Annotated in this window: 23 protein-coding genes; 10 read left to right on the top strand and 13 right to left on the bottom strand. The window is 42.2% G+C overall.

Features of this window, described 5'->3' with window-relative positions; all coding sequences use genetic code 11:
- Positions 1–61 precede the first annotated feature (61 nt).
- Positions 62–973 carry a bestrophin family protein gene (locus E0H87_RS05180; RefSeq protein WP_131322636.1) on the bottom strand — a complete coding sequence of 304 codons (912 nt, stop codon included), beginning with the start codon at positions 971–973 and terminating at the stop codon, positions 62–64.
- 75 nt (positions 974–1,048) lie between these two features.
- The gene (gene radC / locus E0H87_RS05175; RefSeq protein WP_131322635.1) at positions 1,049–1,741 is read right to left on the bottom strand and encodes a RadC family protein; all 693 of its coding nucleotides are present in this window, start codon (positions 1,739–1,741) and stop codon (positions 1,049–1,051) included.
- Between the two features lie 112 nt (positions 1,742–1,853).
- On the opposite strand from radC, the gene coaBC reads away from it, so the two are divergent.
- From coaBC to E0H87_RS05155, 4 genes are all read left to right on the top strand, one after another.
- Positions 1,854–3,116: a bifunctional phosphopantothenoylcysteine decarboxylase/phosphopantothenate--cysteine ligase CoaBC gene (gene coaBC, locus E0H87_RS05170; protein WP_131322634.1), complete on the top strand. Its 1,263-nt coding sequence runs from the start codon at positions 1,854–1,856 to the stop codon at positions 3,114–3,116.
- Between the two features lie 151 nt (positions 3,117–3,267).
- The gene (locus tag E0H87_RS05165) at positions 3,268–3,645 is read left to right on the top strand and encodes a cytochrome b562 (protein WP_131322633.1); all 378 of its coding nucleotides are present in this window, start codon (positions 3,268–3,270) and stop codon (positions 3,643–3,645) included.
- Positions 3,646–3,809: 164 nt separating this feature from the next.
- Positions 3,810–4,664, top strand: a complete 855-nt coding sequence (locus E0H87_RS05160; RefSeq protein ID WP_131322632.1) for a bifunctional transcriptional activator/DNA repair enzyme AdaA — start codon at positions 3,810–3,812, stop codon at positions 4,662–4,664.
- A complete protein-coding gene (locus tag E0H87_RS05155) occupies positions 4,665–5,279 on the top strand; it encodes an alpha-ketoglutarate-dependent dioxygenase AlkB family protein (RefSeq protein ID WP_131322631.1) in 615 nt (204 codons plus the stop codon).
- A 65-nt stretch (positions 5,280–5,344) separates the two neighbouring features.
- Here the strand turns inward: E0H87_RS05155 and secB are convergent, their stop codons facing one another.
- The 4 genes from secB to rsgA all read right to left on the bottom strand — a co-directional run bounded on the left by secB (position 5,345) and on the right by rsgA (position 7,675).
- Positions 5,345–5,803: a protein-export chaperone SecB gene (gene secB, locus E0H87_RS05150; RefSeq protein WP_116760505.1), complete on the bottom strand. Its 459-nt coding sequence runs from the start codon at positions 5,801–5,803 to the stop codon at positions 5,345–5,347.
- Positions 5,804–5,842: 39 nt separating this feature from the next.
- Positions 5,843–6,097, bottom strand: a complete 255-nt coding sequence (gene grxC, locus E0H87_RS05145) for a glutaredoxin 3 (RefSeq protein WP_131322630.1) — start codon at positions 6,095–6,097, stop codon at positions 5,843–5,845.
- An 18-nt stretch (positions 6,098–6,115) separates the two neighbouring features.
- Complete coding sequence (locus tag E0H87_RS05140) at positions 6,116–6,523, bottom strand: rhodanese-like domain-containing protein (protein WP_131322629.1); 408 nt, start codon at positions 6,521–6,523, stop codon at positions 6,116–6,118.
- 93 nt (positions 6,524–6,616) lie between these two features.
- Positions 6,617–7,675, bottom strand: a complete 1,059-nt coding sequence (rsgA, locus tag E0H87_RS05135; RefSeq protein WP_131322628.1) for a small ribosomal subunit biogenesis GTPase RsgA — start codon at positions 7,673–7,675, stop codon at positions 6,617–6,619.
- 124 nt (positions 7,676–7,799) lie between these two features.
- Here rsgA and orn point away from each other — a divergent pair, with 124 nt between their 5' ends.
- The 3 genes from orn to E0H87_RS05120 all read left to right on the top strand — a co-directional run bounded on the left by orn (position 7,800) and on the right by E0H87_RS05120 (position 10,227).
- Positions 7,800–8,357, top strand: a complete 558-nt coding sequence (orn, locus tag E0H87_RS05130; protein ID WP_116760500.1) for an oligoribonuclease — start codon at positions 7,800–7,802, stop codon at positions 8,355–8,357.
- A gap of 170 nt (positions 8,358–8,527) precedes the next feature.
- Positions 8,528–9,262, top strand: coding sequence for a Bax inhibitor-1/YccA family membrane protein (locus tag E0H87_RS05125; protein WP_131322627.1), 735 nt, complete (start codon positions 8,528–8,530; stop codon positions 9,260–9,262).
- 161 nt (positions 9,263–9,423) lie between these two features.
- The gene (locus tag E0H87_RS05120; RefSeq protein WP_016166229.1) at positions 9,424–10,227 is read left to right on the top strand and encodes an enoyl-ACP reductase; all 804 of its coding nucleotides are present in this window, start codon (positions 9,424–9,426) and stop codon (positions 10,225–10,227) included.
- A 62-nt stretch (positions 10,228–10,289) separates the two neighbouring features.
- Here the strand turns inward: E0H87_RS05120 and E0H87_RS05115 are convergent, their stop codons facing one another.
- From E0H87_RS05115 to E0H87_RS05085, 7 genes are all read right to left on the bottom strand, one after another.
- Positions 10,290–11,696, bottom strand: coding sequence for an efflux transporter outer membrane subunit (locus E0H87_RS05115; RefSeq protein WP_131322626.1), 1,407 nt, complete (start codon positions 11,694–11,696; stop codon positions 10,290–10,292).
- Positions 11,697–11,705: 9 nt separating this feature from the next.
- Positions 11,706–13,697, bottom strand: a complete 1,992-nt coding sequence (locus E0H87_RS05110; RefSeq protein ID WP_131322625.1) for a MacB family efflux pump subunit — start codon at positions 13,695–13,697, stop codon at positions 11,706–11,708.
- Between the two features lie 2 nt (positions 13,698–13,699).
- A complete protein-coding gene (locus tag E0H87_RS05105) occupies positions 13,700–15,040 on the bottom strand; it encodes a MacA family efflux pump subunit (protein WP_131322624.1) in 1,341 nt (446 codons plus the stop codon).
- 187 nt (positions 15,041–15,227) lie between these two features.
- On the bottom strand, positions 15,228–16,229 hold the full coding sequence (holA, locus tag E0H87_RS05100) for a DNA polymerase III subunit delta (protein WP_131322623.1): 1,002 nt from the start codon (positions 16,227–16,229) through the stop codon (positions 15,228–15,230).
- 5 nt (positions 16,230–16,234) lie between these two features.
- Entirely contained in the window at positions 16,235–16,759 is a 525-nt protein-coding gene (gene lptE / locus E0H87_RS05095) for an LPS assembly lipoprotein LptE (RefSeq protein WP_131322622.1), read from the bottom strand.
- A gap of 204 nt (positions 16,760–16,963) precedes the next feature.
- Positions 16,964–19,585 carry a leucine--tRNA ligase gene (gene leuS, locus E0H87_RS05090; RefSeq protein ID WP_131322621.1) on the bottom strand — a complete coding sequence of 874 codons (2,622 nt, stop codon included), beginning with the start codon at positions 19,583–19,585 and terminating at the stop codon, positions 16,964–16,966.
- 121 nt (positions 19,586–19,706) lie between these two features.
- The gene (locus E0H87_RS05085) at positions 19,707–20,108 is read right to left on the bottom strand and encodes a DUF4124 domain-containing protein (RefSeq protein ID WP_131322620.1); all 402 of its coding nucleotides are present in this window, start codon (positions 20,106–20,108) and stop codon (positions 19,707–19,709) included.
- A 626-nt stretch (positions 20,109–20,734) separates the two neighbouring features.
- Between E0H87_RS05085 and E0H87_RS05080 the strand changes: the two genes are divergently transcribed.
- The 3 genes from E0H87_RS05080 (at position 20,735) to ilvC (ending at position 24,072) form a co-directional block, all read left to right on the top strand.
- Positions 20,735–22,462 carry an acetolactate synthase 3 large subunit gene (locus E0H87_RS05080; protein WP_131322619.1) on the top strand — a complete coding sequence of 576 codons (1,728 nt, stop codon included), beginning with the start codon at positions 20,735–20,737 and terminating at the stop codon, positions 22,460–22,462.
- Positions 22,459–22,950 carry an acetolactate synthase small subunit gene (gene ilvN, locus E0H87_RS05075; protein ID WP_116760478.1) on the top strand — a complete coding sequence of 164 codons (492 nt, stop codon included), beginning with the start codon at positions 22,459–22,461 and terminating at the stop codon, positions 22,948–22,950. The genes E0H87_RS05080 and ilvN overlap by 4 nt, the downstream gene beginning before the upstream one ends.
- A 105-nt stretch (positions 22,951–23,055) precedes the next feature.
- Entirely contained in the window at positions 23,056–24,072 is a 1,017-nt protein-coding gene (ilvC, locus tag E0H87_RS05070; protein WP_004983494.1) for a ketol-acid reductoisomerase, read from the top strand.
- Positions 24,073–24,625: the final 553 nt, after the last annotated feature.

Below are 24,625 nucleotides of genomic sequence, written 5' to 3'. Positions count from 1 at the left end.
ATTTGTTTAATTTCGTCTTTTTTGTTTTACAAAGAGGACTGTTGATTTTGAATGGTTGGTTTTATAAGAGATTGTTATCCTGTGCTTGGATTGGTGGTGGAGTCGGCTTACCTAAGGTGCCAAGTAATTCAATTTCAATGGTACGTACCATTGCATCTAGGGGTAAATCATTACTTTGTGTGCCAAACGGTTCTTCAATTTCTGAACTTAAGGCATCTAAGCCCAAAAAGGTATAGGCCAAGATACCGACCAGTAATGGCGTAGCCAGTCCTAAAGTTGCACCTAAACTAAACGGGAGCATGAAACAGAAAAAATACACGGTACGATTTAGCAATACAGAATAAGCAAAAGGTAATGGCGTTGTGGCAATTCGGTCACAGCCTGTTTGTACCAAGCTCATTTCCGCCACATGTTCATTCATTTGTGCATAAATAATGTCTGAGATTTCACCTTCTTTTAAGGCCTGCATTAGTTCCCATTGAATCAGACTGAGCGTGTACTGCGGAGCGTTGACCTGTTGATACAGTTGAGCCAACGCTTGCGGGCTTAAGCCTGTAGTTTCAGTCAGTTCGGTTGGGTTCTCAGTCTGATGGCGCAGTCGGTCACGCAATACGTTGGCAAAGACAATGACATGCTGAATGACTCGTTCACGCCGTGCCTGTGTAAGAATACGACAGTTACGGTCAAAGTGGCGTGCATTGGCAATCAACATGCCCCAAAGTTTACGCGCTTCCCACCAGCGGTCATAACAAGCCGTATTTTTAAACCCAAGGAAAATGGACAGTACAACACCAATCAAAGTGAAGCCAACCAAGGGAAGTTCTGGAAAATGAAAATATCCCATGTGTGATACACCACCGACAATGGTGGAAATCAGCATGACCACGCCTAAGGGGGGTAAAACTTTCGGAAGGATGGTACCGCGCCATGAAAATAAAATTTTAAAGACGTCGGGTTGTTCTCGCACAATCATGTGGGCTGATTCATCATTTATTTTTGCTTGATCTTCATCTGTCGTTTAGGTTTTGTCAATATCGGTTGAAAAGCTTTAAGTGGACTTGATCAAGCCCTGCTCAGCAAACGAAAAACTACCTGTCGCAGCAATCACGCAATGATCCAACAATTGTATTTCAAGCAGTTGACAGGCGTGCGCAATTTGTTGCGTTAAGGCAATATCCGCAGCCGAAGGCAGGGCATGTCCTAAAGGATGATTGTGTGCGATCACAATCGAGCTGGCTTGTTGTTGCAAGGCATAACGCAGTAATTGATTCAGGGAGACCGTACAACTATTCAGTGAACCAAAAAAGAGTTTTTTAAAATTCAGTTTGCGCAGTTGACTGTCTAGGCACAGAACCGCAAATACTTCTTGCGTTTCTCCCAACAGTTCAAAGCGTAAATAATCAAGCAGTTGTGAGGAATTTTGAATTTCTAGACTGTGTTGCTGTAATTGCTGTGCCACATAACGCCGTCCCAATTCTTTGACTGCCATGAGCTGAGAATATTTAGTGGCTCCAATGCCATGAAACTGACTGAGTTGAGGGAGTTCAGCATTCAGAATAGGGGCTAGCCCACCAAAGTGATGAATGAGCAGTCGGGCTAATTCAACGGCTGAATGTTGTTTGGAACCAGAGCGCAGAAAAATAGCCAATAATTCAGCATCTGAAAGGCTATTCGCCCCTTGTTGTAATAAGCGTTCGCGTGGACGCTCTTGTTCGGGCCAATGTTTGATCGATAGATTCATTTTTGTTGAGCTTTTTCATGTTTATTATCAAGTTTTACCCTAGTCAATCACTTGGGTATGCGGATATTTAATGCTATTGTGAGCGCCACTGCAACAGAAAGGTATACTGTTTGTGAGCTTTGATTTAAGTGTAATTCCAAATAAAAACATCATTTTGGCTGTAACAGGCGGAATTGCAGCCTATAAAAGTGCCATCTTAGTTCGTCGACTTAAAGATCAGGGATTTAATGTCCGTGTCGTGATGACGCATGGTGCTCAGGCTTTTATTACCCCACTGACCTTTCAAGCCTTGTCTGGCAATCCCGTGCATACAGAATTACTTGATCCAGAAGCCGAAGCAGGCATGGGACATATCGAATTGGCGCGTTGGGCAGATTTATTGTTGGTGGCACCTGCCAGTTGCGATACTTTAGCCAAGTTTGCCGCAGGTTTGGCAGATGATTTGCTCAGCACTTTATATCTTGCGACCAAAGCACCCGTTTGGGTTGCACCTGCCATGAATCAACAAATGTGGGCAGCTAAAGCCACGCAGCGTAATTTGAATACCCTGATTGAAGATGGCGTGCATGTGATTATGCCAGAAGCCGGTTCTCAAGCATGTGGTGATGTGGGTTTAGGTCGTATGCCTGAACCAGAAGATTTGGCTTATCAAGTCACAGAATATTTTCATAAAGCACAACGCGCAATTGCTGAAAAATTTGGTCTATTGGCAAGTAAGCATGTAGTGATTACAGCAGGTCCAACCCGTGAAGCGATAGACCCTGTGCGTTATATTTCTAATCACAGTACAGGCAAAATGGGCTTTGCGTTGGCGGCTGCCTGTTATGCAGCTGGGGCAAAAGTGACTTTAATTGCAGGTCCTGTCAGTTTAGATACTCCAAATGGGGTACGCCGTGTGAACGTATCCTCTGCGATTCAAATGTTGAATAGCAGTATGCAAATGTTGGAAGAAGGCTGTGATATTTTCATTGCCACAGCAGCAGTCGCTGATTATCGCGTTGCTGAAGTGGCTGAACATAAAATTAAAAAATCGGGTGATGAGCTCAATGTCGCTTTAGTGAAAAACCCAGACATTGTGGCGACTATTGCTCAGCAACAAAAGCGCCCATTTATGGTTGGCTTTGCCGCAGAAACACGTAATGTGGAAGAATATGCAGCAGGCAAGTTGGTCGCCAAAAAACTGGACATGATTGCCTGTAATGATGTGTCACGTGCTGATATTGGTTTTGCTTCGGATGAAAATGCCATGACGGTGTTTTTTGCCAATCAATACCATATGGATAAACGTGATTTAGAAAAAGCCTCAAAACAAGAGATTGCGCAACAATTGGTCGAAGCCATGCACGATGCTTTACAACAACATAAAGCCAAATAAACGTGTGAAATTTTTATCAAAATGCAACGAATCCGTTGCATTTTTTATGTATGCTACATCAGTAGAATAAAACAGAATGTTTAAATAAACATTTTTGTATATTTGCCCACGATAAATAAATCATAGCCACAGTTTTTGATAGGACATCCTCATGATTAAAAAAACTTTAGCCACCGTTGTAATGTTGTCATCTTTGCTATTGAGCAATACCGTTATGGCAGCGGGTTTACAAGATGATATGAAAACCCTAGGGAAAAATTATAAAGCCTTTAACCAAGCCTCAACACCACAAGCTGCAACCAGTGCTTTGAACAATATGCGTGGTGCTGCGGTACATGCTAAGCAATATAAATTGACCGCGCATACCGCTGAAAAAGTGCCAAGTTCAAGCGCTTTATTTGACCAGATTATTGTAGAAATTGATAAAACTAAAGCACTTGCGCAAGCTGGTAAATTAGATGAAGCAAAAAAAGAAGGCAAAAAAATTGCGGCGTTACGTGATCAAGGTCATAAATACTATGCACATTGATCTGGGGTAATCATCTCAGCGATAGATCAAAAACTGTACCCTTGTTGGTGCAGTTTTTTTATGCCTGATCAATTAAGGTAGTGACTCAAACTGAGCATGATTCGGATTTTCAGCTATAGCAAGAATTGCTAAAGTGAAAAGGAAATCTGCAAGGATGAATGAATATGTCTTCACAACAGCATTATCAGCGAGTAGCTCAAGCGATTGAGTATATTCAGCGAAATTTTCAGCATCAGCCGACGCTGGAGGATGTGGCGGCACATGTACATTTAAGTCCTGCATATTTTCAACGTTTATTTAGCGAATGGGCAGGCACCAGTCCTAAGAAATTTCTGCAATATATCAGCGTGGAACATGCCAAATCGATTCTAACTTCAACAGCATCTCATGCACTTTTAGATGCGACATTTGACACAGGATTATCCAGTGGCAGTCGCTTACATGATTTATTTATTCAAATTGAAGGCATGACACCTGCCGAATATAAACAGGGCGGGGCTGGCTTAAAGATTTCTTATAGTTTTGCAGAAACTTTATTTGGGCGTGTGTTGGTGGCTTCCACACCAAAAGGAATCTGTGCACTGGCTTTTGTGGAACAGAATGCGCAAGCCCTGAATGAATTACACGCCAAGTTTCCTCATGCTGAATATATTGAGCAGACGGATGAAATGCAGCAGCGTGCAGTGGCTTTGTTGACAGCACAGCCAAACTCGATACAGCACGTCAAGCTGCATTTAAAGGGTTCAGCTTTTCAATTAAAGGTGTGGGAAAGTTTACTTAAGATTCCTGCGGGTCAACTGGCGAGTTACCGTGACGTGGCATCGCAGATTGAGCAACCCAAAGCAGCACGTGCGGTGGGGAGTGCCGTGGCACATAATCCCGTGGCATTTTTAATTCCATGTCATCGGGTCATTCAAGCGTCAGGCGTACTCGGCAATTATCATTGGGGAGCAACCCGCAAGACGGCGATGATTGGTTGGGAAAGTGCCCAAATTCATGCCCATTCAGCAGAGGCTTAAATGTCATTATTTCCCGTCGAGTTTGATTCTAAGCAGAATTTATTGCCTTATCAGGGCTGTGTGCATTACTACGGTCAAATTATGGATAGTGTTTTGGCGGATCATTATTTACATCGACTATTAGAAAGTATCGTTTGGCAAAATGATTTGGCGGTAATTTTTGGTAAGACCATTGTGACCAAGCGTAAAGTGGCTTGGTATGCCGATCAGGCTTTTTCCTATACCTATTCTAAAACCACCAAACAAGCGTTGCCGTGGACGCCTGAGCTATTGGGATTGAAAGCCTTGGTTGAAGCCAAAACGGGTGAGACGTTTAATGCTTGCTTATTAAACTTATATCATTCAGGTGAAGAAGGAATGGCATGGCATAGTGATGCCGAACGAGAACTGAAACAACATGCTGCGATTGCTTCTTTAAGCTTGGGTGCCGAGCGGAAGTTTGCTTTTAAGCATAAACATACTCAAGAAAAGGTCGAGTTGGTGTTGGCACATGGCAGTTTACTGGTCATGAAAGATGAAACCCAAAGCTATTGGTTGCATCGGTTGCCTCCGACCAAAAAGGTGCTTGATGTGAGGGTAAATCTAACCTTCAGAATGATGAATGAAGCGCAATAAAAAAAGGCTGAATAATCTATTCAGCCTTTTAAAAATCCATGATTTTGCAATGCAAAAGTCTGGGATTATGCTTGACCTTCAGCCATCGCTGTTTGAGCGCGTTGCATATTTGCTTCGAATTCAGCATCAAAGTTGATTGGTGTTAACAATAATTGAGGGAAGCTGCCTTTGGTAACCATATCATTTACCGCTTCACGCAAGAATGGGAACAAAATGTTCGGGCAGTATGCACCTAAAATATATGGAAGGCGTTCTTCTTCAACTGCATCAATCAGGAAGATACCTGCTTGAGTTACATCAACAATAAATGCAGTCTCACCCGCATTATTTGCTTGAACAACAACTTTTAAAGACACTTCGAAATGGGTTGGATCAATCTTTTCTGCAGAAGAAGAAAGGTTGATATTCAGTTCAGGCTGCCATTCTTTAGTGAAGACTTGTGCGCCAGGAACTTCGAAAGAAATGTCTTTGGTATAAATACGTTCGAGTGCCAATTGTGGTTGAACTTGTTGTTCTTCGCTCATTCTTAAATCCTTAATATAAATTTGAACTATGCTTTATGGTTAAGCCAATAATCCGTCAAGTTTACCATCACGCTCTAAAGCATAAAGCTGGTCAAACCCACCAATAAATTGCTCACCAATAAAAATTTGTGGAACAGTACGGTGGTTCGTGCGTTGCATGAGTTCTACACGTACTTCAGGCGCTTCATTGGATAAATTAATTTCTTTATATTCAACGCCTTTACGCTCAAGAAGTTGTTTCGCACGAACGCAGTAAGGACATACAGTTGTAGAATAGATCGTTACTTCAGCCATTAGAGTCTCCTTAAGCAATTATTTCGCTTTTACCAAAGGTAAGCCTTGCGCTTTCCAGTTGCTAATACCACCATCTAAACGATAGCTATCTGCATGACCAACTTGTTGCAAAGCGGTACCTGCGACTTGACCAAGGTTGCAAATAAACACCAATGGACGTTCCGCAGATTTTAACTCTTCGACATGGCTTGCAATTTGGCTGTAGGGAATGTTACGGCTGCCACTGATGTGACCTTCACGGAAGTCTTTTGCATCACGTAAATCAATCAACATGGCATTTTTTGCTTTCACTAAAATACCGAGAGATTGTGGAGAGATTTTGCGACCGTTGCGTTGACCTTCTAAAACGAAGAACAACACCACTAATGCCCCAAGTGTTCCAAATAAAAAGGGGTGATTCCCCATAAATTCCAACCAACGTTCCACAAATCACCTAATTACAATTCAAAATTGCCTAGAGTATAGCTCATAAATATGGTGATCAAAATCACCGCTTCAAGGGGAGGACAGACAGAAAGTCTAATTTTTTTGCTGGGCTTCAGCAATTTCATCCATTAAACGTAAAAAACTGTCTAAACGACGAGGTAAAATTTCACCATTGCTGGCGGCTAAACGCAGTGCACACTGTTTTTCATGTTTATGAGTACAGTTACGGAACTGACAATAGCCCAATTGATTTTGAATCTCAGGGAAGCCTTGTTGCACTTTTTCAGTGGTCAGATGCCATAAACCAAATTCACGAATTCCAGGCGAATCAATCAGTGATGCACCCTGACCAAAAGGAATTAAACGCGTTGATGTGGTGGTGTGCTGACCTAAAGCTGAGTTTTCAGAAATAATATTGGTCTTTTGTGCAGCATTCGGAACCATGGTATTAATTAATGAGCTTTTACCCACGCCAGACTGTCCCACAAAAGCCACCGTTTCACCTTCAAGGCGTTGTGCTAAAGCACTGAGATCACCTGTAGATTGGCATTGCAGCACTTCATAGCCCAGATCTTGATATTCTTTGAGCATGTCCAGAATCGGATCATTTTCTTTGAGTAAATCAATCTTATTCAGTACCAGTAAGGCTGGAATATCCGCATCGGCACACGCCACCAAATAGCGGTCAATTAACGTAGGTGCAGGTTCTGGTAAAGGTGAAAACACAATCACAATCAAACTGATATTGGCTGCTACAGGCTTCACTTTATGATAACGGTCAGGACGAGTCAGCAGAGAACGACGCGGATGGATAGCCGTAATAATACCTAAACCCGTATTCGGGTCGGCTTGCCATTTAACTCGATCGCCCGTGACCAGTAATTCAAGATTGGTCCGTGTATGACAACGCCAAATACTGCCCAATTCAATCGGTTTCCAAAAAGGTTCAGGTTCACCATCTTGTACATGTGGTTTTTCAGGATGCATGTCTGGCACCGACAGGGCTTGCACCTCAAGCTGACGTCCGTAGTGTTGAACCACTAACCCTTCCAGATCATTTGACGTGTCAATTTCTTCTTGACGTGTTTGCTGCTGTTTCTGAATACGACGCTGCTGCTGTTCAGTTAAGCGACGTTTACGAATTAAAGCCATTCATATCCTAAAAAACCATGAATTCAAGATGGCAAAAATAGCATGAAGCGGGGGATGAATTACAGCATTCAGGGTATTAATTTGCTACTATAAATGTTTTTACAGCCAATAAGATTGCACATTTATGAGCAGCACGCCTGATACTCGCCTCATCTGGATTGACCTTGAAATGACAGGTCTAGATACCGATAACGACCAAATTATTGAAGTTGCAACGATTGTGACTGATGATCATTTGAATATTTTGGCGGAAGGTCCAGTATTGGCTGTGCATCAATCGGATTTAATCCTGAATGCAATGGATGAGTGGAATACCCGTCAACATGGCCAGTCAGGTCTGATTGAACGCGTGCGTCGTAGTAAATTGACGGCACGAGATGCTGAGCAACAAACCATTGAATTCTTAAAAAAATGGGTCAATCCAAAGAGTTCACCGATGTGTGGTAACTCCATCTGTCAGGACCGCCGTTTTTTACATCGTTTAATGCCTGAAATGGAACAATACTTCCATTACCGTAACTTGGATGTATCTTCAGTGAAAGAGTTGGCAAAGCGTTGGCGCCCAGAAATTATGAGTGGGCTCAAGAAAAATGCCTCTCATTTGGCCATGGATGATATTCGTGATTCGATTGCAGAACTAAAATATTACCGTGAATACTTCTTTATCATGAATAAAGACTAAATCAATATTGGCTGAAAATGGGGTGTTAAACCCCATTTTTATTTTAGTCTGTCATATTTTTAGGTTATATTTTCTACATTAAGCTAGAGGGTGTACGGCTTTAAGTTGATCTAAAGTAAAGTACAAATTTTTGTTTTTATTCATTTTAAATTATAAAAAAGAGTTTAAATATGCAAAGTAATAATCCAATACTCAATCGCGTCGAAGTTTACGCAGATTATAGCCAACCGATGACCGTTCAAGGTGCGATTCAAAAGTCTGTATTGTTGACTTTAATTGCCGCGGTACTGGGTTTAGGCATTTTCTTCTATAGCTTTATGACCTTAAATATTTCTATCGCCTATAGTGCTGCCATCGTGGGTGCCATTGGTGGATTTATTTTGGCGCTCATCACTACATTTAAACCCAATACAGCGAGAATACTTGCCATTCCCTATGCATTTTTTGAAGGTGCTTTTTTAGGTGGCGTTTCGGTTATTTTCCAATTGAAATTTCCAGGCGTACCATTGCAGGCATTATTGGCGACTTTTGTGACAACGTTGGTGATGTTTACTTTGTATCGTTTACAAATTGTGCGTGCCACAGAAAAATTTAAATCGGTTGTTCTTTCTGCCAGCATTGCCATTGCAATTGTGTTTGTGGTGCAACTGATCATGCGTTTAGCGTTTGGTTCAAGTGTGCCGTATATTTTTGAAAGCAATTGGTTAGGCATTGGTTTTGCCGCTTTTGTGGCGGTGATTGCATCTTTAAACCTAATTCTGGATTTTGATCTGATTGAAAGCAGTGCGGCCCAACACGCTCCGAAGTCTATGGAGTGGTTATCTGCGATTGCGCTATTGGCCACTTTGGTGTGGATGTATTACTCATTCATGCGTTTATTAAGCCTGATTCAAGGCGATGATTGATTATTCTGTTAAATCATCTTTCAGTTCATAACAATTCACCCTGCTTTGGCAGGGTGAATTGTTATGAATCTGTGATTTACTGAAAAAAGGCGCATTTTGCAATTTTGTTCTGATGCCAGACTTGGCATTATTCATCCTAAATTATTTTAAGTGAGATTCACATGTCACAAGGACTACTAGCGGGAAAACGCTTTCTGATTGCGGGCATTGCAAGTAAGTTGTCGATTGCATTTGGTATTGCTCAAGCATTGCATCGTGAAGGTGCGGAATTGGCATTTACCTATCCGAATGAGAAACTCAAAAAACGTGTTGATGAATTTGCAGCGCAATTTGGCTCAACATTGGTGTTTCCTTGTGATGTTGCTGTGGATGCAGAAATTGACCAAGCATTCGTTGAATTGGCAAAACACTGGGATGGTCTAGATGGTGTAGTTCACTCTATCGGTTTTGCGCCAGCGCATACTTTAGATGGTGACTTTACTGATGTTACAGATCGTGAAGGTTTCCGTGTTGCGCATGACATCAGTGCGTATAGCTTTATTGCAATGGCGCGTGCAGCAAAACCATTGTTATTGGCGCGTCAAGGTTGTCTATTGACTTTGACTTACCAAGGTTCTGAGCGTGTGATGCCGAACTACAACGTGATGGGTATGGCAAAAGCGTCTCTAGAAGCAGGCGTACGCTACTTGGCGTCTAGCTTGGGTGCTGAAGGTATTCGCGTTAACGCAATTTCAGCGGGTCCAATCCGTACTTTAGCGGCTTCAGGCATTAAATCATTCCGTAAGATGTTAGACGCGAATGAAAAAATTTCACCGCTTAAACGCAATGTAACCATTGAAGATGTCGGTAATGCTGCATTGTTCCTTTGCTCACCTTGGGCAAACGGGATTACCGGTGAAATCATGTATGTAGATGCAGGTTTCAATACGGTCGGTATGAGCCCTGATATGATGGGTGATGACTAATCGCTTTGGCGACAAAAAAACGGCACTTTAAGTGCCGTTTTTTTGTCTTTTGTTTTTAATACTTAGTTCGGCAATTGCTGAATGGGACTACCCCCTAAAGCTTGCATCAGCGTGACATAGGCGTTGTATTGACTTTGTTTGGTATTAACCAAAGTCAAACGTGCACTACGCGTAGTTTCTTGTTGATCCAGCAAATTCTTTAAGGCGACTGCACCATAATGATAACGTACATCGGTTAAGCGCTCTGCTTTTTCAGCCAGTTCGAGATTACGTTGTTGTAGCTTGACTTGCTGATCCAACTCACTACGTGCAGACAAGGCATTTTCAACATCGCCAAAGGCCTGATATAAGCTCTGACGATATTGCACGATGGCTTTTTCATAGTCTAATTGGCTAATCGCAATATCTTTTTTCATATCGTTATATTGCAAAAATGGCAGGCTTAAACTGGCACCTAAAGTCAGGGCAGGATTACGCAAAAGTTGCGTTAAAGAGGTACTACTGCTGCCTAAATTTCCAGTTAAGCTGATGGAAGGATAATAACTCGCCGTAGTGGCATCTTTAGTGGCTAAACTCTCACGTAAACGCAGCTCAGCCGCTTTTAAGTCTGGACGACGTGACAGGATATCTGCGGGTAAGCCTGCTGCAATACTCGGTAAAGCCAGTTGTGGCAAACGTTGTGGTTCTTGAATATTCAACTGCTGGATAGGCATATGCAGCAGTACCGCAAGCGTAGTACGTGTTTCGACTAAGCTTTGCTGAATTTGGCTGAGACTGGCTTTCTGACTTTGTACTGATTGTTCAGCTTGAGTCAGTTCTAAGCCAGAAACAGAACCTGCTTGATACTGAACTTTAACCAAGTCATAGAGTTTTTGTGAGGTGGCAAGACTTTGCTGTGCGGTGCTGAGGCTTTCATGATAATAAGCCAATTGCCAATACAGTTTGGCTGTGGTGCCAATCAGGCTTTGTGCTGTGGCTTGCAAATCCTGTTCAGTTGCTAGTGCTTCCCATTTTTTCGCTTCGGTTTGACGTGCCAATTTGCCAAATAAATCTAATTCATAACTCAACCCTGCACCTAAAGATAGCCCTTTGGAGCTGTCATCGCCTGAATTTAAATCGAAAGTATGACCTGTGGAAACAGTAGAGTTAACACGTGGCTTTTGCTGATTCTCTGTGAGCGCTGCTTGTAAACGTGCTTGCTTTAAGGTGATGCCTGCAACGGCCAAGTCGGTATTTTTAGCTAAGACCTCATCAATTAATTGGTTCAGTTGCGCATCACCAAATAAGGTCCACCATTGATCAGCATAAATGGCTTGCTGTCGTTGTTGTACAGTCGTGTGAGCATATTGGAACTGAGCAGGTGTTTGCACACTGGGTGCTTGATAAGGTGTTTTAACTACAGCCGCACAACCCACTAAAGTACTACCGAGTAGCATTGCCGTACACAGACGTGTAAATGAAAACTGCATAATTTGTCCTTATTCTCTAGCAAGTGCTGCTACTGGGTCGAGTTTGGCTGCATTTTTTGCAGGTAAGAAACCAAACACCACACCAATTAACGTCGAGCATACAAATGCGGCAATAATCGAAGTGGTTGAATAGGCAACCCCAAAATTACCACCTGCAAATTTTTGAATGATTTGTCCTAGACCAAGGGACAGCAACACACCTAAAACTCCGCCAATCAGGCAGACCAAAATGGCTTCAATTAAAAACTGTTGTAAAATGTCACTTTGACGTGCACCCACTGCCATTCGTACGCCAATCTCTTGGGTTCGTTCGGTCACCGAAACCAACATAATATTCATGACCCCAATTCCGCCAACCACCAATGAAATCACGGCAATAGCAGAGACCAATAAGGTCATGGTACTGGTGGTTTTTTCAATGGTTTGACGAATACTGTCACTGTTCATGGTAAAGACATCTTGTTGACCATGACGCAGTGTTAATAGGTTCACAATCGCATTTTCAGCCGCGCTAGTGGAGTATTTGTCATTAATTTGCACAATAATATTCCGTACATTGCTCTGACCCAGCATACGGCTCATGACCGTGGTGTAAGGCATATATACGTTTAGGGTATCATCGGAACCCATCGCACTGGTTTGTGGTTCTACGACCCCGATAATTCGCCCGGGGACACTGCCAAGTAAGATCACTTGTCCAATCGGATTGGTACCATCACTAAAAAATTGCTTTTGGGTATTGCTATCAATCACGATATCTTGAGTACGGTCACGGACACTGCGTTGATCAAAGGTTTGCCCATTTTTAAAAGTAAGCCCTTTAACGGTGAAATAATCTCCGCCAACACCATTGATGGTGGCATTGGCTTCGTTTTGTTGATAGCGAATGGTTTTCGATGAACTCACCATGGGACTGACGGCACTGACATACGGCTGGGTGGCGAGCGCTTCAGCATCAGCAGGAACCAGTGTTTTAAAGTTTGCCGTTTTGGAGTTGTCACCAAAACCACGACCTTGGAACACGGTAATGGTATTGGTGCCTAGACTACTAATATTACTCAGGATCTGCTTCTGAGAACCATTGCCTAATGCGACTACAGTTACCACCGATGCAATCCCAATAATAATCCCGAGCATGGTCAAAAAGGTGCGCATACGATGGGCATTCATGGACAAGATCGCCATACGGAAGGCTTCACCTAAACGGTCGAGTAGAGAACGCCATGCAGAAACACTTTTATTTTTTTCTTGCTGGGCAGAAATCGCCGTTTCTGCATCAGGGTCAGTATGTAGTTCAGTGTCATGTTCTGGTTGATTGACACGATCTGCAATAATTTGACCATCGCTGATTTCAATAATCCGCGAGGCATTTTTCGCCACTTGCATATCGTGGGTCACCAAAATAATGGTATGACCTGCGGCATTCAGCTCACGCAAAATCCGCATCACTTCCACGCCGCTGTGTGAGTCCAAAGCACCTGTCGGTTCATCGGCAAGAATGACATCGCCACCATTCATCAGCGCACGCGCAATAGACACTCGCTGTTGCTGTCCCCCTGAGAGTTGACTCGGACGGTTTTGGGTTTTATTGCCCAGTCCGAGTTCCGTGAGCAAGGCGGTTGCTCGTTGCTTACGGGCATAGGGGGTGGTGCCTGCATAAATGGCAGGAACTTCAACATTGCCTTCAGCAGTTAAATCGCCTAGTAAATGGTAACGTTGGAAAATGAAGCCAAAATATTCACGACGTAATTCAGCCAGTTGATCGGGTGCGAGTTGTCCAGTCTCTCTGCCTTTGACCAAATAGCTACCTGAGGTAGGACGATCCAGACAGCCGAGAATATTCATTAAGGTGGATTTACCCGAACCTGATTGACCGACAATTGCAACCAGTTCGCCTTCGTAAATGGTCAGATCAATCCCTTTGAGAATTTGAACAGTACTTTCACCAGCAGGAAATTCTCGGACCAAATTGCTGACTTCAAGCAAGGCTTTTTTTGTCATGCTTACATTCCCATTGGTGGACCATTACGACGTTTATTGCTGCTATTGGCAGAGGCCGCAGAGGTATCTGAACTGTCTGCTATCACCACTTGATCATTTTCTTTTAGACCTGCCAGAACTTGTGCATTCACACGGTTATTAATCCCAATCAGAACTTGTTTAGGCTGAGCAGAACCATCGGCTTGTAATACACGAACTACGCTGACGGTGGCCTTACCTTCTTTGACCAATTGTTGCTGTGCCGCATTTAAATTAAGACGTTCAAGACGTGGGCCTTGTGGATGATCTGTCTCTGATTTGGCTTGAGCACTCGAGGCAGCTTGCGTTTTGGTCGCACTATTTTGCTTATTGTTTACAGGGCGAGTCGAAATGGCCGAAGAGGGAACCAATAAGGCATTTTTTGCAGAATCAAGCACGATATACACTTGAGCCGTCATATCAATACGTAGCTTGCCATCATTATTGGGTACATCAAATAAAGCGTTGTAATAGATTGCGGTACTTGATGAACTTGAAGTGCTGGTACTACTATCGCTACTAATTGAATCGGGTGCAGGTTCAATCTGACGTAGAGTGGCATAACGTTTGCTGTCATCACCCAAAGTCGTGAAATAGACTTGTTGTCCTTTTTCGACTTTCATAATGTCCGCTTCACTGACCTGCGCTTTAATGGTCATATTTTGTAATTTGGCAATTTTAACAATGGTCGGTGCACTTTGATTCGCATTCACCGTTTGACCTTCTTCGGTCACAATCGCAACCACTGTGCCATCAGTCGGCGCCACAATACGGGTATAACCGATATTGGTTTGCGCCGTGGATTTGGTCACTTTTGCAGATTCAATCTGTGCATCGATGGCCTTAATTTGTGCTTGTGCAGTTTTAAAACTTGCTTCTGCAGATTCGAGTTCTGCTTTTGAGGTTGCATCCTGTGCAAACATTTGTTGTTGACGCTTATACGCCAGTTGTGTCTCATTCAGATTGGCTTCTTGCTGTAAGCGTTGAGCTTCAAGATTTTTAATATTGGCTTCAGCCGTTTTAAAACTATTTTCTTGTGTGGTGGAATCAATTTGCGCGATTAACTGCCCTTGTTTGACTTCGTCGCCTAACTGTACATACATTTTTTGAACTTGACCTGACACCTGCGCACCGACACTCACCAGTTTAGTGGCGTCTAAAGTTCCTGTGGCGAGTACGGTATTTTCAAGATCTCCACGTGTGACGCTTTCGGTAATATATTGGGGTTGTTCCTGTTTGGGTTTGAAGTAATTCCAAGCCAAATACGCGAGTAAAGCGGCACAGAGCAGTGCAATAATAATTTTAAAAGATTTTATTTTTGGCATAGGAGTCAGGGAGTAAAAAATAATCATGCATAGTATAAAAGTGAAATGCGGATAAATCGTGGATTTTTTATCAATTTGTAAATGATAATTATTCTTTTGTAAGTTTTAAGTCAAAATTCGCCAACATCTCATCCATAGGCTGCACAACATTCTAATTTTCTGACGTCATTGTCTACAGATCGGTCTGCTAAAAATAGCCAGGTGAGTGAAACAACTGCCTTCCGCAGAGCATCGCAATCGCTTGTAGAATCAGTTGTTCAGGATTTTCCTGACCTAAACCTTTAATTGATGCATCTATTCTTAATAAAAGTGTGGGCCAAGTGAGAAACTGTTTCGGATTTAGTCGGCGTAAGGCTTGTTGATAAAGACTCACTTTGGTTTTCCAAATCCCGAGCTGTAGTGCATTTTGTGGTTGTTCAAAAAGCTGCATCAAAAGGCGCATCTCTTTGCTAATGCTCCACAGCAATAAGCTCATCGGTTCACCCGAAGCCAACAGATATTGGTAAATTTTTACGGCTTGGGCAAAGTTACCCTCGAGCAAAGCATCACTTAAATCAAAGGTGCTATAACGTGATTGGTCTTGTAGGCAGGCAAACAGTTGTTCGATACCAATTTGTGCCAAATCAGGAAAAGTATCTCGTACCCGCATTAGGCTGTTCTTTGCCGCGAGTAAATTATGCTCGTGATGTTGTTCCAGCCATTGCCATGCATTGTTGGCCAATTGAATACCGAGTTTTTCTGCTTCAACTGCCAAAATCCGTTGTCGATCTTGTGGGTAATGGGCAGTCAAAGTGACATTCACCCCATTGGCATCAATGACTTTAAAGAAGCCAGATTTTAAATTGCTGCTGTCCTGCTTTGGCATCACAATCAACAACAAGTTTTGTTCATTGTGTTGTAGATATTGGGTCAGTAATTTAATGCCATTGGCATCGGGTTTGATGTTGCCATGTACTTCAATCGCGAGTTGTGTCGAAAATAACGACAAACTGTTCAAGGCATTGAAGACGGTTTTCCAATCGCTCACATTCGATATGTCATAGCGTTGACGTTCAATATTTTGTTCTTGCCAGCTTTTACGAAAAGCATCGAGTAGATTCTGTTCGAGGAGGGGTTCTTGACCATGCAGCACCCATGCACCACGTGCCTCAGGAATGCGTTTAAGGGCCTGCAAATAGTCGAGTTTCATAACGATTAAGGTTGAGTTGTTGTAGGAATAACTTTAGGTAAACGGTTTGATGAAATTTGGCGCACAATTTGTTGTGCAACGTCATCGACCAAAACATCTTTTAAGAATTTTTCTTCTTGGTCATCGGTGTTGACCGTTGCCAAATTATATTGGTAGCTACGTGATGCTGTGACGGTACGCATTTCAGTTACAGGATTACCTTGCGCATCTTCAATACGGAAAGTCACATTCAAACGTAGGAGCGTTTCGATCAGTTTGCCGCGCAGCTCTTGGCGAACGGGCGTATAACTATACACATGTAAGTGGTAAGCATTCGGGCTGTTACTGAGTTGAACATTGGCAGCACCTAAATAAATGGATAATTTTTCTTCTAATTCTTCTGTATCTTTAGGCAGAGATAAACTCATCTGTGCATACGCCACTGGATTCGCAGAAGGTTGAGTTCCTTTCAAATGAAAACCACAGCCCACCAAACCTACACCTAGACCGCAAGTGAGAATAAGAGTTGCGAAACGTTTGCCTAAATGCATGGGTTTTCCTCTGTTTACTCTTTTTAAGAAAAAGAAAAATAATATGTCATGATTGTATGTGCAAAGCCCGTTGACTAGCAACGGGCTTTGTTTGGGTTTTGTTTATTCCTTTCCGTTTCCCCCTCTTTTTGAAAGAGGGGTTAGGGGAGATTTTCTAATAAAATCCCTCCAAACCTCCCTTTATAAAAGGGAGGCTTTAAGGCTTTAAACCACCAAATTCACTAGTTTATTTGGTACCACAATTTCTTTTTTGGTTGGACCTGTCAAGAATTGTTGTACTTCTGGCAAGGCTTTTGCCAATGCCAATAATTCATCTTTTGATGTATCCACAGACACTTCTAATTTGCCACGCAATTTACCATTGATTTGCACCACAATAGTTTGCGTATTCCGTGTCAATGCAGATTCATCTACAACAGGGAACAAGCTTTGCGTCAATTCAATGCCAAACTGAGTCAATAAAGTTTGACTTAAATGTGGGGCAAATGGCGCAAGTAAAGTCAGCAAGGTAATGATGGCCTCGCGTGCAACGGCAACATCATTATCATCTTTCGCTTCGAACTTATTGCTGGCATTTAATAATTCCATTAATGCAGCAATAGCGGTGTTGAATGCATGACGACGTTCGATGTCATCACCCACTTTTTGAATGGTTTCATGCGTTTTACGACGCAAGTCTTGCGCATCTTTAGAAAGCGTTGCGGTATCAATAGCAGCAGCTTGATTGCCTTTTTCTAGGAAACCAGTTACCAAACGCCATACACGTTTCAAGAAACGGTTTGCACCTTCAACACCTGCATCCGACCATTCTAAAGATTGATCTGGTGGAGCTGCGAACATCATGAATACACGTGCCGTATCTGCGCCATATTGATCAATAATCGCTTGTGGGTCAATCCCGTTGTTTTTCGACTTAGACATTTTTTCTTGTCCGCCGATGACAACTTCTTCACCATCACCTGAATATTTAGCCGAAAGAATACGACCTTTTTCGTCGCGCTCTAATTCGATGTCGGCAGGGTTAAACCATGTTTTTTTGCCATTCGCAGCTTCACGATAGAAGGTATCTGCCAAAACCATGCCTTGGGTTAACAAGTTAGTAAATGGTTCATTACCTTGTACCACGCCTTCATCACGCATCAACTTGTGGAAGAAACGTGCATAAAGTAAGTGCAGAATCGCGTGTTCAACACCACCAATGTACTGATTTACAGGCAACCAAGATTGAGCTGCTTCTGGTTTAACTAAACCACCCGTAAAGTCTGGAGATGCATAACGAGCGTAGTACCAAGAAGATTCTACGAATGTGTCGAGTGTGTCTGTTTCACGACGAGCATCAGCGCCACAGCAAGGACAAGTCGTTTCATAGAATTCAGGCATTTTGTTCAGCGGGTTACCAGAACCATCTGGAACCACATCTGTTGGTAATACCACAGGCAATTGATCTTCTGGGACAGTCACTTGACCACAAGTGTCACAGTTGATCATTGGAATTGGACAACCCCAGTAACGCTGACGAGAAACACCCCAGTCACGTAAACGGAATTGAACCTTAGAGTTTGCTAATGCTTGTGGTTCTAATTTTGCAAGGAACGCATCAAATGCAGCTTGGAATTCTAAGCCATCGAATTCGCCAGAATTAACCAGTTTACCTTCTTTAGAACCGTACCATTCTTGCCACTCAGTTGCAGAGTAGTCTGCATCGTCAGCGCCTTTGGCATCAATCACTTGCTTGATTGATAAATTAAACTTGTTAGCAAATTCAAAATCACGTTCGTCATGTGCAGGTACAGCCATAACAGCGCCAGAGCCATAAGACATTAATACGTAGTTTGCAATCCAAACAGGAAGCTCTTTACCTGTCACCGGATGTTTTACAAATAGGCCTGTTGCCATGCCTTTTTTCTCGGCAGTGGCTAAATCAGCTTCTGCAACTGAGCCCATACGACATTCTTCAATAAATGCCTTAAGTTCAGCATTATTTTCCGCAGCTTTAAGTACCATTGGATGTTCGGCTGCAACGGCAACATAGGTCACACCCATTAAGGTGTCAGCGCGTGTAGTGTAAACCGTCAAACCATCAGCATAGAGTTCTGGATTTGCTGAAGGGAATGTGATTTCCATGCCTTGCGAGCGACCAATCCAGTTACGTTGCATGGTTAAAACCTGTTGTGGCCAACCATCTTTTAAGGTATCTAAATCGTCTAATAATTCTTGCGCATAATCGGTAATGCGGAAGTAGTACATTGGAATATCACGTTTTTCGACCAATGCACCTGAGCGCCAACCACGACCATTTTCAACTTGTTCATTGGCTAAAACAGTCTGATCTACTGGATCCCAGTTTACAGTTGAAAGCTTACGATAGATCAGCCCTTTCTTATAAAGTTGAACAAATAACCATTGTTCCCAGTGGTAGTATTCTGGTGTGCAGGTTGCAAATTCGCGATCCCAGTCTACAGACAAGCCCAATTTTTTTAATTGGTCACGCATATAAGCGATGTTTTCAAAGGTCCATTTTGCTGGTGCAACTTGGTGTGCAATTGCCGCATTTTCAGCAGGTAAACCAAACGCATCCCAACCCATAGGCTGTAATACGGTTTCACCTTTTAAACGATGGAAACGGCTAATCACGTCACCAATCGTATAGTTACGCACATGACCCATATGCAGCTTGCCACTTGGGTAAGGGAACATCGACAGAATGTAGCGACGAGGACCTTCGACAGTGTCGGCAACTTTAAAGACTTTACGATTTTCCCAGTCTTGTTGGACAGTGGGTTCAATCGCACTAGCTTGATATTCAGGGTCAATATGAGTAGTCATAAACGTATATAGGAACAACGGTTAAAAGTTTGCTGCACAGCATAGCGCAAAATGCACCTAAATGTGAATTTTGCGCAGGCTGAACCGTAAGAAAAATTAAACTATTTCGTAAAAGCTGATTTTATTCAGCTGGGTAATTTTTTCCATTTGGTCTAGGTGCAGGAACAGCTTTTACTTCACTTGGAGTTGGCGCAGCTGAAATAGGTGCTCTGGTATCATTTTCATTCATGTTTGGTACAGGTTTGGGCGCAGTTGCAGTATCTACAGGCATCGTCGAGTTATTCTGCTGCGTTTCTAAAGGAATATTATTGTTGCGGCTAGCTGTAGGTGCGGAATTGTTCCAACCATAAGTTTGAATTTTCCCTTTTTTCTGTGCACTTTTCGGGGGAGGTGTGGCGGTGTAATGGGTTGATCCATTCGCATCAACCCATTTGTAATAATCTTTAGCCCAAAGTGATGCACTGGAAGATAACAAGGTACAAGTGAGTGCGACACGGCTGATCAAATGAAATGGAAGTGACATAAGATTTTGTCCTGCTTTATTTCTCTGTGAAGATGTTCTGTCTGTAAATTAGTCGTAAAAGTAAATTTATAGATTCCAGAACGGAATAGGATGTATTCAAAATAGTATAGGTTGATTTTTCATATGAACAAGCAATTCCAGTGTTTAAACGTCTAAAAATGCATACATTTAATCTCGAAAAATTATACAGATAGATAAAATTTGGTGAAGATTCTACATAATTTATTGAATGCTTGATTAAGTATACTAAAAATCATGATTTGTTTAAAAAATAAACGGTCTGTAAATAATCAAAAAAAAGCTGATTTTTCAACTTGACAATACTGAGTTAAACAAGAAAAATGCTGTCTTCAGTTTTATGTACCTTCTCTCGATCACCCTTCGAAGAAGTGTTACGTCATGCAATGGGCGTCATCTCTAGCCGAGATGGTGAACAAAGCAAATAAAAATATGTTTATCCCAACATGTTTTAGATCCCATATTGCTCAAACAGCAAACGGGTCGGATTTTTTTCCTATTGCCATGAAAACTATGAAATATGTGTGCTATAACAGTGCAGACAATTAATGAATGAACACTGCTGATGTCTCCCATCAAGCGGTGATAAAAGATTAGGGTGAATCACGTTGGAACTTTTATCTGGTGGTGAAATGCTTGTTCGCGCATTAGCGGACGAAGGCGTTGAACATGTTTTTGGATACCCAGGCGGCGCAGTTTTACACATTTACGATGCGCTTTTTCAACAAGACAAAATCAATCATTATCTCGTACGCCATGAGCAAGCTGCTGGTCATATGGCAGATGCCTATTCGCGCGTTACGGGTAAAACGGGTGTAGTACTGGTCACTTCTGGCCCAGGTGCAACCAACACCGTTACTCCAATTGCAACTGCTTATATGGACTCAATCCCAATGGTGATTTTGTCTGGTCAAGTGGCTTCGCATTTAATTGGGGAAGATGCATTCCAAGAAACAGACATGGTTGGTATTTCGCGTCCAATCGTAAAACACAGTTTCCAAGTGCGTCATGCGAGTGAAATTCCTGCAATTATCAAAAAAGCATTCTATATCGCAGCTTCTGGTCGTCCAGGCCCAGTTGTGGTTGATATTCCGAAAGATGCAACCAACCCAGCAGAAAAATTTGCTTACGAATACCCAGAAAAAGTGAAGATGCGTTCTTATCAACCACCGCATCGTGGTCACTCAGGTCAAATTCGTAAAGCGATTGATGAACTCATTAATGCAAAACGTCCTGTCATTTATACAGGTGGTGGTGTTGTTCAAGGTAATGCATCTGCTTTATTAACTGAATTGGCACATTTACTGGGCTATCCAGTGACCAATACTTTAATGGGCTTAGGTGCTTTCCCTGGGAATGATGAGCAGTTCATCGGTATGTTGGGTATGCATGGTACGTATGAAGCCAATATGACCATGCACAATGCGGATGTGATTTTGTGTGTTGGTGCGCGCTTTGATGACCGCGTAACCAATAACCCTGCAAAATTTTGTCCGAATGCGAAAGTCATTCATATTGATATTGACCCTGCGACGATTTCAAAAACCATTATTGCGCATATTCCAATTGTGGGTGCGGTAGAGCCTGTTCTTCAGGAAATGCTGGCGCAGTTGAAACAATTGAATGTGTCTAAGCCAAATCCTGAAGTGATTGCAGCTTGGTGGTCGCAAATCAATGAATGGCGCAAAGTACATAGTTTGAATTACGACAAACCAACTGATGGTTCAATGAAGCCGCAACAGGTGGTTGAAGCATTAGATAAAATTACCAATAGCCAAGCAATTATTACTTCGGACGTTGGTCAGCATCAAATGTTCGGTGCGCTTTACTATAAATACACGCGTCCACGTCAATGGATCAACTCTGGTGGTCTAGGGACTATGGGAGTGGGTTTACCTTATGCGATGGCAGCGAAATTGGCTTTTCCAGACCAACAAGTTGTATGTATTACGGGTGAAGCATCGATTCAGATGTGTATCCAAGAGCTTTCAACCTGTAAACAATATGGCCTAAACGTAAAAATCCTTTGCTTGAATAACCAAGCTTTAGGCATGGTGAAGCAGTGGCAAGATATGAACTATGAAGGACGTCATTCTAGTTCTTATGTGGATTCACTGCCTGACTTCCCTAAATTGATGGAAGCGTATGGTCACGTTGGGATTCAAATTGACCATGCTGATGAGCTTGAATCTAAGCTTGCTGAAGCGATGGCAATTAACGATAAATGTGTATTCATTAATGTCATGGTGGATCGCACAGAGCATGTTTATCCGATGCTTATTGCGGGTCAGTCGATGAAAGATATGTGGTTAGGTAAAGGGGAGCGCACGTCATGAGACATATTATCTCTGTCCTTGTAGAAAACGAAGCTGGTGCGCTTTCTCGTTTGGTGGGTTTATTTTCTCAACGTAATTATAACATTGAGACCTTAAACGTTGCGCCAACTGAAGATCCGACCTTATCTCGTTTGACATTAACGACTTATGGTGATGACCATAAAATTGAACAAATCACCAAACAACTCAACAAATTGGTTGAGGTGGTGAAAGTGGTTGATCTGTCTGAAGGTGCGCACATTGAGCGCGAGTTGATGCTGATTAAAGTCAAATCACTTGGTTCAGCCCGTGCTGAAATTAAACGAACTGCGGACATTTTCCGTGCGCAAATCGTTGATGTCACCCCAACGACCTATACCATTCAAATCGCGGGTACAACTGAAAAAATTGATGGTTTTATTGATGCTCTAGCAGAGAATACCATTCTTGAAGTTGTACGCTCAGGTGTGTCAGGCATCGCGCGTGGCGAAAAAGTTTTAACCATTTAATTATTTAACAAGATTCAACCTCCTTTTGAGAAAAGAGGAGGATTTCATCAAACAATAAACCCTTGATGGAATTACAGAATATCAAGCATTTTAGCGGAGACAGCAATGCAAATTTTTTACGATAAAGACTGCGACTTATCTATCATCCAATCTAAGAAAGTAGCCATCATTGGTTACGGTTCACAAGGTCACGCGCATGCGCTTAACCTTAAAGATTCTGGTGTAGACGTAACTGTAGGTTTACGTGCAGGTTCTACTTCTTGGAAAAAAGCTGAAAATTCAGGTCTTAAAGTTGCTGAAGTTCCTGCTGCTGTAGCACAAGCTGACGTAGTTATGATCTTGACTCCAGATGAGTTCCAATCACAACTTTATCGTGACGTGATTGAGCCAAACATCAAAGAAGGCGCGACTTTAGCATTTGCTCACGGTTTCTCTGTTCTTTATAACCAAGTTGTTCCACGTGCTGACCTTGACGTAATCATGGTTGCACCAAAAGCACCAGGTCATACAGTACGTTCTGAATACCAACGTGGTTCAGGTGTACCTGACTTAATCGCAATTCATCAAGATGCGTCTGGTAATGCACGTAACTTAGCACTTTCTTATGCTTCTGGCGTAGGTGGTGGTCGTACAGGTATCATCGAAACTTCATTCCGCGAAGAAACTGAAACTGACTTATTCGGTGAGCAAGCAGTTCTTTGTGGTGGTGCTGTTGAATTAGTGAAAATGGGCTTCGAAACTTTGGTTGAAGCGGGTTATGCACCAGAAATGGCTTACTTCGAATGCTTGCACGAGCTTAAGTTAATTGTTGACTTAATGTTCGAAGGCGGTATTGCGGACATGAACTACTCAGTATCTAACAACGCTGAATATGGCGAATACGTAACTGGCGTTGAAGTGATTAACGAACAGTCTCGTGAAGCGATGCGTAATGCACTTAAACGCATTCAATCGGGTGAATATGCTAAAATGTTCATCAACGAAGGTGCGTTGAACTACCCATCAATGACTGCCCGTCGTCGTCAAAACGCTGCGCATGGTATTGAAGTGACAGGTGGTAAGTTACGCGCAATGATGCCTTGGATTCAAGCGAACAAGATTGTTGATAAAGAAAAGAACTAAGGTTCTGTACTTTACACAAAGAGGAAAGCATTGCTTTCCTCTTTTTTTATACCTTGTAGTTCAGTAAACAAAATCGTAGACAAATAAAAGAACTATTATTTTGATCAGGTTTTGAGTTGTAGGTGGTAAAACCTTGCTTTGGTGGTTTTTCTTATTTGCTTAAGAATAATGATTTTATATAAATATGTCGATTTTGATACAGGTTTAAAAATCCTAGAAACAAGTACTTTGGGATTTTCGCATTTATAGGATTTTAATGATCCATTTGAAGGTACGAGTTTGGGGCTTTATAATTTAGAAGCTCCGTTATCTATTGCTATCGATGCTTTCAGTAATAGGTTTTCTAGAAAATATCGTGTTTTGAGGATCATATTGATTTATACAATGTCAGCATGAATGTAGAAAACGGGTCACTCATAAAAAATGAAATAATATGCTAAATAAATGCGTTCATCATCTTTATCATGAAAGCAGATTCTAAATATTAGAATCCTGTGAAAGTAGGGTTATTTTGTCTATGCAAAAATTGCTTATTTCAGTTTTGAACTGAAAT

It is taken from the genome of Acinetobacter sp. ANC 4178, from assembly GCF_004331175.1.
Taxonomy (GTDB): domain Bacteria; phylum Pseudomonadota; class Gammaproteobacteria; order Pseudomonadales; family Moraxellaceae; genus Acinetobacter.
This window is presented reverse-complemented; position numbering and strand designations above follow the sequence as displayed.

What these genes read in the sequence shown, in the direction of transcription:
- E0H87_RS05180 (WP_131322636.1), bottom strand. Translation starts at nt 973, where the DNA reads ATGATTGTGCGAGAACAACCCGACGTCTTTAAAATTTTATTTTCATGG.
- radC (WP_131322635.1), bottom strand. Translation starts at nt 1,741, where the DNA reads ATGAATCTATCGATCAAACATTGGCCCGAACAAGAGCGTCCACGCGAA.
- E0H87_RS05165 (WP_131322633.1), top strand. Translation starts at nt 3,268, where the DNA reads ATGATTAAAAAAACTTTAGCCACCGTTGTAATGTTGTCATCTTTGCTA.
- E0H87_RS05160 (WP_131322632.1), top strand. Translation starts at nt 3,810, where the DNA reads ATGTCTTCACAACAGCATTATCAGCGAGTAGCTCAAGCGATTGAGTAT.
- E0H87_RS05155 (WP_131322631.1), top strand. Translation starts at nt 4,665, where the DNA reads ATGTCATTATTTCCCGTCGAGTTTGATTCTAAGCAGAATTTATTGCCT.
- secB (WP_116760505.1), bottom strand. Translation starts at nt 5,803, where the DNA reads ATGAGCGAAGAACAACAAGTTCAACCACAATTGGCACTCGAACGTATT.
- grxC (WP_131322630.1), bottom strand. Translation starts at nt 6,097, where the DNA reads ATGGCTGAAGTAACGATCTATTCTACAACTGTATGTCCTTACTGCGTT.
- rsgA (WP_131322628.1), bottom strand. Translation starts at nt 7,675, where the DNA reads ATGGCTTTAATTCGTAAACGTCGCTTAACTGAACAGCAGCAGCGTCGT.
- orn (WP_116760500.1), top strand. Translation starts at nt 7,800, where the DNA reads ATGAGCAGCACGCCTGATACTCGCCTCATCTGGATTGACCTTGAAATG.
- E0H87_RS05125 (WP_131322627.1), top strand. Translation starts at nt 8,528, where the DNA reads ATGCAAAGTAATAATCCAATACTCAATCGCGTCGAAGTTTACGCAGAT.
- E0H87_RS05120 (WP_016166229.1), top strand. Translation starts at nt 9,424, where the DNA reads ATGTCACAAGGACTACTAGCGGGAAAACGCTTTCTGATTGCGGGCATT.
- E0H87_RS05115 (WP_131322626.1), bottom strand. Translation starts at nt 11,696, where the DNA reads ATGCAGTTTTCATTTACACGTCTGTGTACGGCAATGCTACTCGGTAGT.
- E0H87_RS05110 (WP_131322625.1), bottom strand. Translation starts at nt 13,697, where the DNA reads ATGACAAAAAAAGCCTTGCTTGAAGTCAGCAATTTGGTCCGAGAATTT.
- E0H87_RS05105 (WP_131322624.1), bottom strand. Translation starts at nt 15,040, where the DNA reads ATGCCAAAAATAAAATCTTTTAAAATTATTATTGCACTGCTCTGTGCC.
- holA (WP_131322623.1), bottom strand. Translation starts at nt 16,229, where the DNA reads ATGAAACTCGACTATTTGCAGGCCCTTAAACGCATTCCTGAGGCACGT.
- lptE (WP_131322622.1), bottom strand. Translation starts at nt 16,759, where the DNA reads ATGCATTTAGGCAAACGTTTCGCAACTCTTATTCTCACTTGCGGTCTA.
- leuS (WP_131322621.1), bottom strand. Translation starts at nt 19,585, where the DNA reads ATGACTACTCATATTGACCCTGAATATCAAGCTAGTGCGATTGAACCC.
- E0H87_RS05085 (WP_131322620.1), bottom strand. Translation starts at nt 20,108, where the DNA reads ATGTCACTTCCATTTCATTTGATCAGCCGTGTCGCACTCACTTGTACC.
- ilvN (WP_116760478.1), top strand. Translation starts at nt 22,459, where the DNA reads ATGAGACATATTATCTCTGTCCTTGTAGAAAACGAAGCTGGTGCGCTT.
- ilvC (WP_004983494.1), top strand. Translation starts at nt 23,056, where the DNA reads ATGCAAATTTTTTACGATAAAGACTGCGACTTATCTATCATCCAATCT.